At 66.4% G+C, this 13,911-nt stretch carries 14 protein-coding genes and 3 pseudogenes; 9 read left to right on the top strand and 8 right to left on the bottom strand.

The genetic code is table 11. The features are described from left to right. Nucleotides 1–7 precede the first annotated feature (7 nt). Nucleotides 8–136, bottom strand: a complete 129-nt coding sequence (locus AC2EAL_RS01810) for a hypothetical protein (RefSeq protein WP_484722458.1) — start codon at nucleotides 134–136, stop codon at nucleotides 8–10. A gap of 59 nt (nucleotides 137–195) precedes the next feature. Here AC2EAL_RS01810 and AC2EAL_RS01805 point away from each other — a divergent pair, with 59 nt between their 5' ends. The 8 genes and pseudogenes from AC2EAL_RS01805 (at nucleotide 196) to AC2EAL_RS01770 (ending at nucleotide 6,383) form a co-directional block, all read left to right on the top strand. Then, entirely contained in the window at nucleotides 196–654 is a 459-nt protein-coding gene (locus tag AC2EAL_RS01805; RefSeq protein WP_484722457.1) for an Rrf2 family transcriptional regulator, read from the top strand. 190 nt (nucleotides 655–844) lie between these two features. Further along, nucleotides 845–976: a hypothetical protein gene (locus tag AC2EAL_RS01800; RefSeq protein ID WP_484722456.1), complete on the top strand. Its 132-nt coding sequence runs from the start codon at nucleotides 845–847 to the stop codon at nucleotides 974–976. Between the two features lie 221 nt (nucleotides 977–1,197). Next, nucleotides 1,198–1,871: pseudogene (locus tag AC2EAL_RS01795) on the top strand (sulfate ABC transporter substrate-binding protein); the annotation flags it as partial. A gap of 29 nt (nucleotides 1,872–1,900) precedes the next feature. Then, nucleotides 1,901–2,325: pseudogene (locus AC2EAL_RS01790) on the top strand (ABC transporter permease); the annotation flags it as partial. Nucleotides 2,326–2,354: 29 nt separating this feature from the next. Continuing rightward, nucleotides 2,355–2,987 (top strand): annotated as a pseudogene (locus AC2EAL_RS01785) (sulfate/molybdate ABC transporter ATP-binding protein); the annotation flags it as partial. Nucleotides 2,988–3,250: 263 nt separating this feature from the next. Next, nucleotides 3,251–4,720 carry a DUF4153 domain-containing protein gene (locus tag AC2EAL_RS01780; RefSeq protein ID WP_484722455.1) on the top strand — a complete coding sequence of 490 codons (1,470 nt, stop codon included), beginning with the start codon at nucleotides 3,251–3,253 and terminating at the stop codon, nucleotides 4,718–4,720. Beyond that, nucleotides 4,717–5,391, top strand: a complete 675-nt coding sequence (locus AC2EAL_RS01775) for a response regulator transcription factor (protein ID WP_484722454.1) — start codon at nucleotides 4,717–4,719, stop codon at nucleotides 5,389–5,391. The genes AC2EAL_RS01780 and AC2EAL_RS01775 overlap by 4 nt, the downstream gene beginning before the upstream one ends. After that, nucleotides 5,388–6,383: a sensor histidine kinase gene (locus AC2EAL_RS01770; RefSeq protein ID WP_484722453.1), complete on the top strand. Its 996-nt coding sequence runs from the start codon at nucleotides 5,388–5,390 to the stop codon at nucleotides 6,381–6,383. The genes AC2EAL_RS01775 and AC2EAL_RS01770 overlap by 4 nt, the downstream gene beginning before the upstream one ends. Nucleotides 6,384–6,496: 113 nt before the next feature. Here the strand turns inward: AC2EAL_RS01770 and AC2EAL_RS01765 are convergent, their stop codons facing one another. After that, nucleotides 6,497–7,333 (bottom strand): BtpA/SgcQ family protein, encoded by an 837-nt coding sequence (locus tag AC2EAL_RS01765; RefSeq protein WP_484722452.1) that lies wholly within the window; start codon nucleotides 7,331–7,333, stop codon nucleotides 6,497–6,499. Nucleotides 7,334–7,347: 14 nt separating this feature from the next. On the opposite strand from AC2EAL_RS01765, the gene AC2EAL_RS01760 reads away from it, so the two are divergent. Continuing rightward, on the top strand, nucleotides 7,348–8,247 hold the full coding sequence (locus tag AC2EAL_RS01760) for a PfkB family carbohydrate kinase (RefSeq protein ID WP_484722451.1): 900 nt from the start codon (nucleotides 7,348–7,350) through the stop codon (nucleotides 8,245–8,247). A 6-nt stretch (nucleotides 8,248–8,253) separates the two neighbouring features. Here AC2EAL_RS01760 and AC2EAL_RS01755 read toward each other — a convergent pair whose 3' ends face one another. The 6 genes from AC2EAL_RS01755 to AC2EAL_RS01730 all read right to left on the bottom strand — a co-directional run bounded on the left by AC2EAL_RS01755 (nucleotide 8,254) and on the right by AC2EAL_RS01730 (nucleotide 13,887). Continuing rightward, a complete protein-coding gene (locus AC2EAL_RS01755) occupies nucleotides 8,254–9,021 on the bottom strand; it encodes a glutamine amidotransferase (RefSeq protein ID WP_484722450.1) in 768 nt (255 codons plus the stop codon). A gap of 7 nt (nucleotides 9,022–9,028) precedes the next feature. Then, complete coding sequence (locus AC2EAL_RS01750; protein WP_484722449.1) at nucleotides 9,029–10,096, bottom strand: phosphotriesterase family protein; 1,068 nt, start codon at nucleotides 10,094–10,096, stop codon at nucleotides 9,029–9,031. Beyond that, nucleotides 10,093–11,094, bottom strand: coding sequence for an ABC transporter permease (locus tag AC2EAL_RS01745; RefSeq protein ID WP_484722448.1), 1,002 nt, complete (start codon nucleotides 11,092–11,094; stop codon nucleotides 10,093–10,095). The genes AC2EAL_RS01750 and AC2EAL_RS01745 overlap by 4 nt, the downstream gene beginning before the upstream one ends. Next, the gene (locus AC2EAL_RS01740) at nucleotides 11,094–11,813 is read right to left on the bottom strand and encodes an ATP-binding cassette domain-containing protein (RefSeq protein WP_484722447.1); all 720 of its coding nucleotides are present in this window, start codon (nucleotides 11,811–11,813) and stop codon (nucleotides 11,094–11,096) included. Before AC2EAL_RS01740 ends, AC2EAL_RS01745 begins: the two co-directional genes overlap by 1 nt. Before the next feature lie 71 nt (nucleotides 11,814–11,884). Next, complete coding sequence (locus tag AC2EAL_RS01735; RefSeq protein ID WP_484722446.1) at nucleotides 11,885–12,841, bottom strand: substrate-binding domain-containing protein; 957 nt, start codon at nucleotides 12,839–12,841, stop codon at nucleotides 11,885–11,887. 29 nt (nucleotides 12,842–12,870) lie between these two features. Further along, complete coding sequence (locus tag AC2EAL_RS01730; RefSeq protein ID WP_484722445.1) at nucleotides 12,871–13,887, bottom strand: LacI family DNA-binding transcriptional regulator; 1,017 nt, start codon at nucleotides 13,885–13,887, stop codon at nucleotides 12,871–12,873. Nucleotides 13,888–13,911: the final 24 nt, after the last annotated feature.

Genomic DNA, 13,911 nt, shown 5'->3' with positions numbered 1-13,911 from the left:
GCCCGGCTCAGCGCGTGCGCGTGTCGACCGGATAGGCCGTGGTGAACTTCATCCGCTCCATCGCGAAATGGCTGGTCACGTTCTTGATCGGCACCGCATCGGTCAGCCGCTTGTACAGCCCGTCATGGGCCGCCATGTCGGGGACCGAGACGTTCCCACATTGATTCTCGACTTTCCCGGGCATAGCCTTTCTGCATGATCACGCAGAAGATGAAGTACGCGCTGAAGGCCCTTCTGGTCCTGGGGGATGAAGCCGCCAGGGACCGGCCGCAGGCATTGACCATCGAGGAAATCGCCAAACGCTCGGGCACGCCGAAGCGGTTTCTGGAACACATCCTGCTGGAAGTGCGCAACGCAGGCGTGATCGCCTCGATCCGGGGCAGGGCAGGGGGCTACAGCCTGCTGAAGCGCCCGGAGGAGGTTTCGATCTCGGAACTTCTGCGCACCATCGACGGGCCCATCGCGCCCTTGCCCTGCCTGTCGCGTCGCGCCTACCAGCGCTGCGAGGATTGCACCGATGAGGCCACCTGCCGCATCCGCAAGGTCTTTGCCGAGGTGTTCTGGTCCTACCTCCTCATCATCGACTCGCTGACGCTGGAGGACATGCTGAAGTCCGGCGCGGTGGCCGACCAGGTCATCGGTGCGGCGCAATAGCCGCAACCATCTGATTTCCAAAGATTATCCCAAGGGCGCGCGCTCTGCAGTCTTGACTGGATCGAGAGAATTTTTCCTCCAATCACGACCATCTCTGGCGTGAGGATTCCTTTGCAATACCCGACCGTCTCACTCGTTATTTAGGTATCGACCGAGCATCCCGCACCGCCAGCCAGCGAAGGAGATGACGATGAATGCCACCGCATTCCCCCGCAGTCGCGCCGATCAGGCGCCTCGCCCCCTGGCCGCCCCGTCCTGTGCCGTCCGCCTGGTGGACCGCCGCACCGACCTCACCCACCGGGTCAAGTGCAGCCCGCATTGAACCCATCGGAGGTGCCGCATGACGTCTCTCCACCTGCCACAAACCATCCAGGGACTGATGCTTATCACCCGCTTCCGAGATCCAAGGAGACAGCCAAGTTCGCCACCATCACCCTTGCCGGGGGCATCCAGGCCAAGGGCCCCGTCGCCCGCCAGCATGACGATGGCCGCATCACCATCGCCGACGGCAAGCCCCGCCTGACCGGCTGGCCCGTCAGCCGCTTGCGCAATCTGTTTGCCGGGGTGGCGCCAGCGATCCTGGGGCTTGGGGCCGCACCTGCCCCGGTCCAGGCCGAGAGCCTCTTGAACGTCAGCTACGACCCGGCGCGCGAGCTCTTTCGTGAGTTCAAAGAGGCCTTCAGCGCCTGGTGGGTCGCCCAGGGCAACGAGGCACCGACACTGGCGCTGGCGAGTGACATCGACCGCCTCGCGAAGGCCGGGCTCCTGCCCGAGGACTGGCTGGCGAAGCTCCCGAACAACTCCTCGCCCATCGTGTTCCTAGTCCGCGAAGGGAACCCCAAGGGGATCAAGGACTGGGGCGACCTGGTGACCGAAGGCGTCCAGGTGATCACGCCGAACCCGAAGACGAGCGGAGGCGCGCGCTGGAACTACCTGGCCACCTGGGCCTGGGCCGAGAAGAACGGCAAGGACCCCAAGGAATTCGTGGGTGCTCTACAAGAACGTCCCTGTGTTGGACGACGCCGCGCGGCTCGACCACCACCTTCGCGCAGAACGGGATCGGCGACGTGCTCCTCGCCTGGGAGAACGAGGCCTACTTCGCGCTGATGGAGTTGGGCGAGGATCCTTTCGACATCGTGGTCCCCTCGCTTTCCGTGCTGGCCGAACCGCCGGTTGCCTTCGTCGAGGCGAACATCGCCAACGGCGGCAGCTTCGAGCAGATTTACGTGCCGAAGTGAGCGTGGCGATGAAGGGACCGGTGATCCACCGGACCCCCAGGCCCGGACTGGGCCTGAGCATGGGGATCACCCTCACGATCCTGTCCGTCGTCGCCCTGATCCCGTTCGGCGCCCCTCTTCTGAAGGGTGCCAACTACGGTTTGGCCGTGATCTGGGAGACGGTGAACCGTGAACGCGTCTGGACCGCGCTGTTCCTGTCGTTCGCCTGTCCCTGTTCGCGGCCATGCTGAACCTGGTCTTCGGCGTCCTCCTCGCCTGGGTCCTGGTGCGCTACCGCTTTCCGGGCTGCCGCATTCTTGACGCGGCAGTCGACCTGCCCTTCGTCGCCCGAACCGTCCAGCCGGTGATCGAAGAGATCGTGCGTGAGGTCGAAGAGGCCAGCGCCACCCTCGGCGCCTCGCGGCTCCACACGCTCTGCCACGTGATCCTGCCGAGCACATCGCTCGCCATCTCATCGCGCCGCTGGTGGCGCTTCTCGGCCCCTCAGGCTCGGGCAAGACCACGCTTCTGCGCATCCTGGGCGGCCTGGAATACCCGACCTCGGGCCGGGTCCTCTTTGACGGGCAGGATGCGACGGGCCTTACCGTGCAGGAACGCCGGGCGGGGTTCGTGTTCCAAAGCTACGCCCTCTTCCGCCACATGACGGTGTTCGACAACATCGCCTACGGCCTGAACGCCCGCCCCCGCGCCACCCGACCGCAAAAGGCGGAAATCGCCCGGCGGGTCACCAAGCTCCTCGACCTGATCCAGCTCCCCGACATCGGCGGGCGCTACCCCTCGCAGCTCTCCGGCGGCCAGCGCCAGCGCGTGGCCCTCGCCCGCGCCTTGGCCATCGAACCCCGCATGCTCCTTCTGGATGAACCCTTCGGCGCGCTCGACGCCAAGGTCCGCAAGGAGCTGCGCCAGGGCCTGCGCGACATCCACGACACCACGGGCCTCACCACCGTCTTCGTCACCCACGACCAGGACTAGGCGATGGAGCTGGCCGACCTCGTCGTCGTCATGTCGATGGGCCGCATCGAACAGATCGGCAAACCCCAGGACATCCGCGCCAAGCCCGCAACGCCCTTCGTCCGCGAGTTCATCACGGCCTGACGCCCAGTTGGGATTGCCAGTCCAGGTCCTGGAAGGTTCCGCGAAGGGCGGTGAGGACCGGTCTTCGCCCAGCGGGGTAGGGATGCCACGTAGCTTCCACAATCACCGCTACGATGCTGGAGAACGTCGGGCGCTTCGGCATTCCGATTGCTGACTGGTCTTCGCCAACTTTGGATGGAACTGCACGAACCCTGCACAACCTGTCCGCATGGCTTGCACGGATCTTTGCTCACGGTGCGCCAGAGCAAAGCAGGAGAAGCACCATGCCCCGCCCCCTTATCCTCAACGGCGTTCCGCCCGGTCTTGCCAGGGACGCCTGGTGGCTTTCAGCCACGCCCGAGGACGCCGTCCCTGCCCCGGCATCCCGGGCACCTTCCGGCCGGTTGCCCCGCACTCTTTCGGTCCTCGGCCTTGTCCTGCTTGCCGATGCCCTGTTCTGGGGGGCAAACGTCGGGCTCTCTGCGGCGCTGTTTGCAGCGGCCGTCTTCGTCATCATTGTTCTTGATGCGCGTCTTCGCCAATGGCAGCGGCCGGCAGCGCTTCTGGCCCTCGCCGCACTGCCGGTCGCGCAACACGCGCAGCCCTTGTCCCTGGCCTTCCTGACCGCTGGCCTGGTCGCCGCGCTGGTCTGGGCGCGCCATCCCGATGCGCCGGGCGATGCGATCGCGCGATCGACCCTTCGGTTCATGTCACGCCTGCCGCTGGAATGGGCCGTGCGCCTGAACCCGGCCAGGGCCCTGACAGTGACGGGCGACGTCGGAGAGGTTCGGCGTCTGCTCAAGGACTGGGGTTTCCCGCTGGGCGGAGGCCTTGTCATCCTGGCGTTGCTCATGCAGGCAAACCCGGTTCTCTCCGGCGTCCTGACCCCCGACCTCGATCTGGCACAAGCCGTCCGCCGTGGGCTGTTCTGGGCTGGCATCGCGTTGATGATCGCGCCTTTCCTCGCGCCCCTTCCGGTTGCGCCGTCCGGACCTCAGGGCAGCCCGGTCCTGCCGGGGCTTGGCCTGCACTCCGGCTCGGTCCTGCGCGCGCTGGTGGTCTTCAACCTGCTTATCGCGCTGCAGACGCTGACCGACATCACCATCCTTCTGGGTGGCGCGACGCTGCCCCCCGGCATGACCCTGGCCGAGTTCGCACATCGCGGGGCCTATCCGCTGTTCGCAACGGCGATCCTGGCAGGGGGCTTCGCGCTGGTGGCCCGGCCGTTCCTTGGCAGCACGCGGGCGATCCGGCCGCTGCTCCTGCTCTGGCTGGCACAGAACGTCGTCCTTTGCGCGGCAGCAGCGCTGCGGCTGGAGCTTTACATCGAAGGCTTTTCGCTGACCTACCTGCGGCTCTACGCGCTGATCTGGATGGCGGTCGTGGCCGCAGGCCTGGGGCTGATCTTCTGGCAGGTCCTGCGCGACAGGCCGAACCCCTGGCTGCTTGCGCGCAGCTTCATGCTGGGCACAGGGGTGCTTTATGCGTGCTGTTTCGTCAACTTCGCCCAGGTCATTGCCGCGCATAACCTGCGCCAGCCCGATCCCGACCGCAGCTATCTCTGTGCGCTTGGCCCGCTTGCGGCCGGTCCGATCCTGGACAGCGGGCTTGGCATCATGCGGGACGGTTGGCTTGATCTTGGCCAGTGCAGCATGACGCTACCCGAGACGCGCGACTGGCGGGAATGGGGCTTCCGGACCTGGGCTGCCAGCCGCTATGTTCAACGTGTGGCGCCAACCGAGAGACCGCATTGAAGATCCTGATCGTGGACGACGACCCCCGCCTGCGCGACCTTGTCCGCATCGCACTGGAACGGGCCGGTCACCACGTCCTCACGGCCAGCGACGGCAGACAGGCCCTGGTCCAGACTGCCCGTGAAGCGCCAGATCTGGTCGTGCTGGACGTGGGCCTGCCCGAGATGGACGGGTTCGAAACCTGCCGCCGGATCCGCGAACGGTCCGAGGTTCCGATCCTGTTCCTCACCGCCCGGGATGACGAGATTGACCGCATCCTGGGACTGGAGCTTGGCGCCGACGACTATGTGACCAAGCCCTTCAGCCCGCGCGAACTGGTGGCCCGCATCCGCGCGATCCTCAAGCGCAGCGCGGGTTCGCCCTCGGGCGCGCAATTGCAGCTTGGGCCCTTGACCCTGGATACCCGCACCCGCATCTGTCGCATTGCCGGGGGCGAGGCCGACTTGACCGCAACCGAATTCGGTCTCCTGGAGCGGCTGATGCGAGACCATGCCCGCCTGGTGCCAAGGCGTGAGCTTCTGGTGGCGATCTGGGGGCCGAACAGCCAGGTTTCCGACCGCACGCTGGACAGCCACCTCCGCAATCTGCGGCGCAAGTTGATGGAGAACGGCTGCGCCCATGTGATCGAGACGGTGCACGGCCAGGGCATCCGGCTGCGGGCGGCCCCGTGACCCGGCGCTGGCGGCCGAGCCTGGCCTTCGTGCTTGGCGGTGCCCTGGCGGGGACACTGGCCCTTTCCCTTCTCGGCCTTGTCGCGCTCCGCCACTTTGGGCCGGACATCGGCTTCTGGACAGCGGCCATCCTGCTTGCCGCCGCCATCACCCTTGCCACGGCCCTTCTGGGTTGGCTCTTGATCCGCCTCCTCCTGCGCCCGATCCGCGCTTTGGAAGCCTATGCCGTCTCGACCGAGGCCGGCGGCGTCCCCGTCCCGCCGGACCATTTCGGCACCCAGGAACTGCACGCCACCGCGCGCAGCGTCATCGCCATGGCCGAAACCTTGCGCGACCGCGAAACCGCTATCCGTGCCTTCAGCGATCACGTGACCCACGAACTCCGCACCCCGGTCACGGCGATCCGCGCAGCGGCTGAACTTCTGCGGGACGGGGGCACCCTGAACCCCGATGATGCAGCGCTGGTGGCGCAGATCGAAGGGGCCACGGTCCAGATCGAGACGCAGCTCGCCGCCCTTCGCGATGCCGTCCGCGCACGCGAAACGCGCCATTTCGGCCAGTCGGCCCTGGACGATGTCCTGCCTGCCTTGCGCGCCGAATGGCCAATGCTGACTCTCGATGCTCAGGACACGACCCGAACCATCCCGATCGGCGTGGGTGGCCTGAAGATTGTCCTCACCCAGCTTCTTCGCAACGCTGCAGAGAACGGAGCCGCCGTCGTCACCCTGCGCGCCGGGTCACATGGCCCCGATCTTGTGCTTGAGATCGCCGACGATGGGCATGGAATCTCTGTGGGCAATGCCTCGCGCATCTTCGATCCCTTCTTCACGACCCGACGCAGTTCGGAGGGCACGGGCATGGGCCTGACCATCGTGCGGAACCTCCTGCAGGCCCATGGCGCAACGATCGAGCTTGGGCCCGCAGCGACCGGCGCAAGCTTCATCCTTAAGTTTCCTTTGCGGACCGTGTCGAGTGGCCCGGTCAGGGGCTAAAAGGGCGACGAAGCCACCTCGCGACACGTATCCTTCTGGACCCTCGCGTAATCCGGTTTGCCGCCTGTGGATTGGAGGCACTTCGCCGGAACGGCGGGTCGGACGGGCCGACGTCAGAGCCCTGCCGCTGCCCGTTCGACGAACCGCTTGACGCGTTCCGGGTCCACCGGGTTCCACCAGACCCCGCCTGTCTTCAACGACGAAGCGACAATGACGCCGCTGGTGCGTGACAGGATGGCCGCGATGTTGTCTTCGGTGACGCCCGATCCCACCAGGACCGGAAGATGCGTTGCCGCCGCGACTTCGTCGATCTCCTCGGGGCTGGCCGCATGACCGGTGCGCTGGCCGGTGGCGATGACGCAATCGGCATCGAAGAACGCCAGGTCCCGGGTCAGTTCGGCAACGGACCGGTCCGCGACGATGGCGTGGCTGCCGTGCTTCACATGGGCGTCGGCGAAGATACGCACGTTCTCGGCCCGCAGAAGCGAGCGATAGCGCAGCGCCTCGCCCGCGCGACCCTCCATGAAGCCTTCGTTCGCGACATAGGCGTTGGCCCACTGGTTGACCCGGACGAACGCCGCCCCGCCAGCAACCGCCGTGGCGATTGCGGGCAGGGGCGCATTGGCCAGCACGTTGATGCCGACCGGTACGCCCGTCGCGCGCCTGACCCGGTCAGTGACGACCGACAGGAAGGCCGGGGTCTCGGGGCCGATGTCCTCGGGCTTGGAAAACGGAATGTCGCCGTGGTTTTCCACGATCAGCCCATGCATCCCGCCCGCGATCAGCGCCTCGGCATCGCGCAGGCAGGCGTCATAAATGCTCTCCATCGTCGCCCCCCGATATCGCGGCGAGCCGGGAAAGGGCGGGCAGTGGATCATTCCGATCAGGGCTTTCTCGCGCCCGAAGATTTCGCCTATCGCGCCCGAGCTGCGGTTGGATATGGTTTGCATGGCAGGACCCTTAAGTGGAAAGCGGCGACGACATGCGCGCCTTCGTGATCGGCAATGTGGCCCTGGACGAGGCCATGACAGTGGCGGAACCACCCGCGTTCGGTGCGTCGATCCACGCGCAGGCCGCAGGGGTCGATCTGGGCGGCAAGGGTGCGAACCAGGCGATTGTGCTGGGCCGGGCCGGGCTGCCCTGCCGGTTCTGCGCTGCCGTGGGGGACGACAGCCGCGCCCAGGACATCCGGTCCCGGCTGGCCACAGAACCGCTGGAGACCGACCTTGTGCGCATTCCGGGGGTGGCCAGCGATGTCTCGATCATCCTGCGGACGCCGGCGGGCGACAATGCCGTCATCACCACCAATGCGGCGGCATCCGGGCTAAGGCCCGAGGACGCAAGCGCGACGCTTGCCGGTGCCAGGGCGGGCGATCTTCTGGTCCTGCAGGGCAACCTGTCGGCGGAAACCACGACCGCCGCACTGCGGCAGGCCCGGGCGAAGGGGATGCAGACCGCGCTCAACCCCTCGCCCTTGCGCCCGTTCTTTGCGGAACTCTGGGCGCTGGTGGACATGGCCTTTGTCAACGAAAGCGAAGCCGCGGCGCTGGGGGGCGCCGACGCTCTGCTGGCGGCGGGCGTGCGGCAGGTCGTCCTGACGCTGGGGGCGAAGGGCGCGCGCCTGGTAACGGCATCGGAAGATGCCTTCGTGCCCGCGCAGCCCTGCAGGGTCGTGGACACCACTGGGGCAGGGGACTGCTTCATGGCGACCGCGCTCGCCTCGGCTGCCCTGCGGGGGGTGGCCCTGGATCCGCGCGCCCTCGGCCATGCGGCGGCGGCAGCAGCAATCACCGTGTCGCGCCCTGGCACGGGGGCGGCCTTCCCGACGCGGGCCGAACTGGCAGAGATCCTGAAGCAGCCGTAACGGCCGTCAGTTCCGATCATGTGCCAGCCAGCCCAGCAGGTTCTTCCACAGCCGACCATATCCCTCCCAGCCGCAGAACGCCGGTGACAGCCAGTGCGGCCCGATGTCCGAAGTCCAGGCTGCCGTGCGCCCCTTGCCGTAGACACCAAGGACCAGCAAGGGATGGCCGCCCTGGTCTTCCGGGATGCGCGCCAGAACCTGCGCATCGGGGCGCACCTCAACCTCGTTGACGCCCAGGACGAAGGGCCAGGCCCCGTCCAGCCCCGCCATGACCGGGTGGTTGGGTTGCATCACCTCGGCGACCGCGCCTTCGGGCATCTCAACCCGGTCGTCCCAGGGATGGCAGGTGACCGGCAGCACATCCTCGACCGGGGTCTTGCGCCAGCGCGCCTTGCCGTCGATGCCCTGGAAACTGAAATAGCCCCCCACCATCAACAGCCCGCCCCCGCGTTCGACCCAGGCCTTGATCAGCCGCAGCCGGTTCGGCACGGTCTGCGACCGCAGCCACACGGCGGGCGGCAACAGGAACGAGTTTGACCCGATGTCCGACAGGATGATGACGTCATAGGCATCCAGCCCCTCCATCTCAAAGGGAAACTTCTCGACCGCGTCATGTGCGGTCATGTAGGTCAGCTCGAAGCTGGAGCCTTTCAGCGCCTCGACCAGCGGCTCGGCCCCCAGATGGAAGGTCACGCTGCCGAACTGATCGAAGCCCTTGTAATGGGTGGCCGAGGAAACCCAGCTTTCGCCGACCAGAAGCACCTTGGTTGTCATGCCGCCCTCATGCAATGGACGCGTCGAACACGCGCCGCGGATTGGTTGTCATCAGCATATCACGCGACGCGGCGTCCATACCGTGTCGTGCCAGTCGCGGCAGGAAATGCCGTTGCACGAAGGCATAGCCATTCCCGCCATAGCGCGTCAGCATCATCTTGATGAACACGTCCTGCGACAGCAGCACACGGGATAGATGCCCGGCGTCGGCCAGCCGCAGGATCGCCCGCGCCACTTCGTCGTCACTGGGGCATTGCACCTGCTGGTCGGCATAGAAGTAGTCCATCCCGATCATGTCGAATTCGATGAAGGCCCCGCGTTCCGCGACCCGGCGCTGGTAGTCCCAGTCGTCATGCGAGGGGTTCATGTGGCACAAGACTGTGTGGGATAGGTCCGCCCCCTCTGCCTCGACGATGTCCAGCACCCGGTGACCAAGGCGGAACCAGCCCGGCAGATGCACCATCAGGGGCAATCCGGTCCGCACCTGCGCCCGCGCCGCCCCACGCAGGGACTTCTCCTCGTCAGCGGTGAAGTCGGACGACACCCCGATCTCGCCGATGAGCCCGATCTTCGCATCGGTGCCATCGGTGCCGTGCAGCGCCTCGGCCACGATCTGGTCGGCGATGTCGTCGATGGACAGCCGCGCGACCTCATCAGGCATCGAGGAGGCAAGGTAATACCCGGACCCCATCACGATGTTCAGCCCGCTTTCCGCCGCGATGCGCCGCAGCTTCACCGGATCGCGCCCGATCCCGCGACAGGTCGGGTCAACAATTGTCCGCCCGCCCGCCCTGGCAAAGGCGCCGACTTCCTCGATGCACAGGTCCAGCTCGTCCAGCGCGATGTTGTGCTTGTTGACGAAGGGGTCCTGGCGCAGCTCGGACAGGATCTCGATCCGCACCGGGCCATCCACAAGATACTGCCGTGCGGGATCGGAAGGCGGGTGCCACCAGCAGGAACAGTCGTTCTGCAGATGCTCGTGCATCAGTGTCACACCCAGATCGGCGCTGGGGATCGGGCCGTTCACGGTCATCACCCGACCCGACCCGACATGGGCCTCTGACAGTTCCGTCATTTCGGTTTCCTTCCAAGCCGCAAGCCACCGCTGAAAAGCTTCGTGTTCATCCAGATCGCCAGAAGGATGATCGTGCCCGTCACGATCTGGGTGAAGAAGGGCGAGATGTGGACCAGGATCAGCCCGTTGCCGATCACCGCAATCGTCATCGTGCCAAGAACCGTGCCCAGCATGCTGGCCTTGCCGCCCATCAGCGAGGTGCCGCCCAGCACCACCGCGGCGATGACCTGCAGTTCAAACCCGACCGCCGCGTTGGATGACCCCGAGCCAAGCCGCGCCGCGATCAAGAGGCCCGCCATCGCGCAGGCGACGCCCGAGACCATGTAGACCGAGGCCACCGTCCAGCGCGCGGGCATCCCCACCCGTCGCGCCGCCTCCATGTTCGACCCCACGGCCACCACCTGCCGCCCGTACCGCGTGCGCAGCATGACGACGAAGCCAAGGATGGCCACCAGGATCGAGATCAGCGCCGGGACCGGGAACCCCGCCAGCGTCCCGCGCCCCAGCCAGAAAAAGCCGGGCACGTCGGTGATCGGGATCGAATAGCCCTCGGTCAGATACAGCGCATAGCCGCGCAGGATCGACAGGCCAGCCAGCGTCACGATGAAGGCGGGGATGCCCTGATAGGCGATGAACCAGCCCTGGATCGCCCCGATCAGCCCGCCGAGGACCAGCATCAGGATAACGACAATGATCCAGTCCAGCCCCGCCGCCAGCGCAATCGCCGCCACGGCGTTGACCAGCGCCACGGTGGACCCGACCGACAGGTCGATCCCGGCTGTGGTAATCACCAGCGTCATCGCCACCGCCACGATCAGCACCGGCGCCGCCTGCCGGACGATGTTCAGCAGGTTGCCCGCCGTCAGGAAGGTGGGCGTAAGGACGCTGAACAGCAGCATGCAGGCCAGGAAGAACACCGCAATGGACAGGACCTGCGCATTCTCGGCCACGAAATCCGCCAGCGGAGAGCCCTTGGTGCGTTCGGAGTAGGCGGACATCAATGCGACCCCTTCCCGACGATCAGATCGACCAGCTCTTGCAGGTTCGTCTCCTCGATCCGGCGTTCGGCAACCTTGGTGCCTTCATACATCACCGCGATCCGGTCGCAGACCCGAAACAGGTCCTGCAGGCGGTGTGTGATCAAGACGACGCCGACGCCCTTGGCCTTGACCCGGTTTATCAGCGCCAGCACCGCCTCGACTTCGGCCACGGCAAGGGCCGAGGTCGGCTCGTCCATGATCAGCACTTTGGGCTGGAAACTGGCCGCCCGCGCGATGGCGATGGCCTGGCGCTGGCCGCCCGAGAGCTTCTCCACCTTCGCCGTCAGGCGCGGGATGCGAATCTCCAGCGCGTCCAGCATCTGCCGCCCCTCGGCCAGCATGCGCTTCTGGTCCAGGAACGGGCCGCGCGTCAGTTCGCGGCCAAGAAACAGGTTGCCGACCACATCGACATGGTCGCAAAGGCTCAGATCCTGGAAAACCATCTCGATCCGGCGCGCCCGGGCATCGGAGGGGCCAGAGAACCGGACCGGTTCGCCCTCGACGCTGATCGTGCCCGCGTCCGGGATGTAGGTGCCCGACATCACCTTGGACACGGTGGACTTGCCCGCCGCATTGTCGCCGATCAGGCCCAGGCATTCGCCCGGCATCACGTCCAGATCGACGCCCCGCAGCGCCTGATGCGACCCGAAGGTCAGCGAGATCCCTCGCAGCGACACCAGCGGCACGACGTGCGGAAGGGGGCGACCCCCTCCCGCATCGGACGCTTCGGGATGAAGCGCCGTTTCGCTCATTCGAACATCGACCGGAAGTCGTCGACGTTCGCCTTGGTGACGATGGTCACGGGGACCGAGATGTTGCGCTCGACCGTGCCACCCTCGCTCAGCGTCTTCAGCGCATCAATCGCAGCGGCACCCATTCCGGCGGGGTCCTGCTGGATGACGGCCTCGACGTACCCCGCGTCGATCCCGGCGATGGCCGAGGCAGTGAGGTCCCAGCCGAAGACCTTGACGTCGGCCTGCCGCCCCTGGCTTTCCACGGCGGCAATCGCGCCCAGAAGGGCGGGTTCGCCGGTGGCATAGATCGCCGTCATGTCCGGGTTCGCGGTCATCAGGTTTTCGGCCGCCGCCAGCGCGGTGTCCTGCACGTTCTGGCCGTCGACGGTTCCGACGATGGTCACGCCTTCAACCCCGTTCAGAGTGCCGGTGAACCCGTCCATCCGCAGGTTCTGGATGAACGAGTTCAGCGCGCCGACGATGCCCAGCTTGGCCCCGCCCGCACCCTTGGCATATTCGACGAAATAGGCGCCCAGGTCCGCGCCCGCCTTGCCGTTGTCCACCCCGATCACGGCAGATTGCTTGCCGTCCTCGGGCAGGATCGCGTCGATGGCGACGACTGGTATCCCCGCTGCCGCCGCCTGATCGACCGCCGGCATGATGCCGTTCACGTCGATGGCGACGATGGCGATGCCGTCCACGCCTTCCTGGATATAGGTCTCCATCGCAGAGTTCTGCGCGGCCGGGTCATTGTTGGCGTTGAAGATCACCAGCTCGACCCCGGCCGCATCCGCCGCCTTCTGTGCGCCTTCGTTCATCTGGTTGAAGAACAGCGCCTGCTGGTTGATCTGCACCAGCGCGAACTTCTTCTTGTCCTGCGCCATCCCCGGCACTGCCGCCAGCATCACGGCCGTGCCAAGCAGCAACCCAAGTCCCCGGCGCGAAAGGGCAGTCATCGTCATCGTGTTCATGATCGTATCCCTGTGTTGGACGTTGCGGTTCATGACCTGATCACCGGCGCAACGGAGTTCCGGGTGATCAGGGTGACAGGCATGATCTCCTCTGGCGGGAGCTTGGTCGGGTCGGTCCAGTCGGTATCCAGAAGCAAGGACAGGGCCCGGATTCCCAGGTCCCGGACCGGCTGGCGCACCGCTGTCACGGACGGCGCGAAAAGATGCAGCGGGCCGACGTCGTCGAACCCGACCAGGGAAACGTCCTGCGGCACCCGGATGCCCGCGGCATTCAGGACTTCCAGCACCCCGGTGGTAAGCTCGTCCGAGGTCGCGAAGATGGCGCTGACCTCAAGCCGTGCCTCCAGCATGCGCCGGGCCGCCGACCGTCCGAACGCGATGGAGTATTCGCCCTGATAGCGTTCGATCCGGGCATCGGGCCCCCAGACCTCGGTGATGGCACGCCGGAAGCCGCTGAAGCGCCGCGCCCCGCTGAGCATTGCATCGACCCCGCCGATGAAAAGGACCTTGCGGTGCCCGGCCTCCGCCAGGTGCCGCCCGGCCAGGTAGCCGCCCTGTTCGTTGTCGCAGAACAGCTTCGGAACGCGCGTTCCTGCCACGTCTTCGTCAAGGACGACCACCTGACCGCTGGCGTTGATCGCGGCGGCCAGGCTGCCGTCGTCGGGATGGTTGGTGACGAAGATCAGCCCATCCACCTGATTGCGGCGCACGGCCTGCAGATAGGACAGCTCGCGCTCGCCCCGGTTCAGGGTGGCATGCAGGGTCAAGCCCAGCCCGCGCCGGTCTGCCTCGGCCTCGACCGCCGCGACGAGGGTGGCGAAGAACGGGGTCGCGATGTCGGGGATGACAAGGCCTATGGTATCGGACCTCCCGCGGCTCAACCGGCGGGCATGCGGGTTCGGCTGGTAGTTCAGCTGAAGGATCGCCGCCTCGACCGCCGTCCGCGTGCGGTCCGGCAGGTCGAGCGTGCCATTCAGAAAGCGCGAGACGGTTGTCACCGACACCCCCGCCGCCTGCGCCACATCCCTGAGACTTGCCACCGACATGGAACAATCCCGATCAGTGAATCG

It is taken from the genome of Tabrizicola sp. T74, from assembly GCF_057219935.1.
The sequence above is the reverse complement of the archived record's forward strand: the minus strand, read 5'-3'. Positions and strand labels throughout refer to the sequence as shown.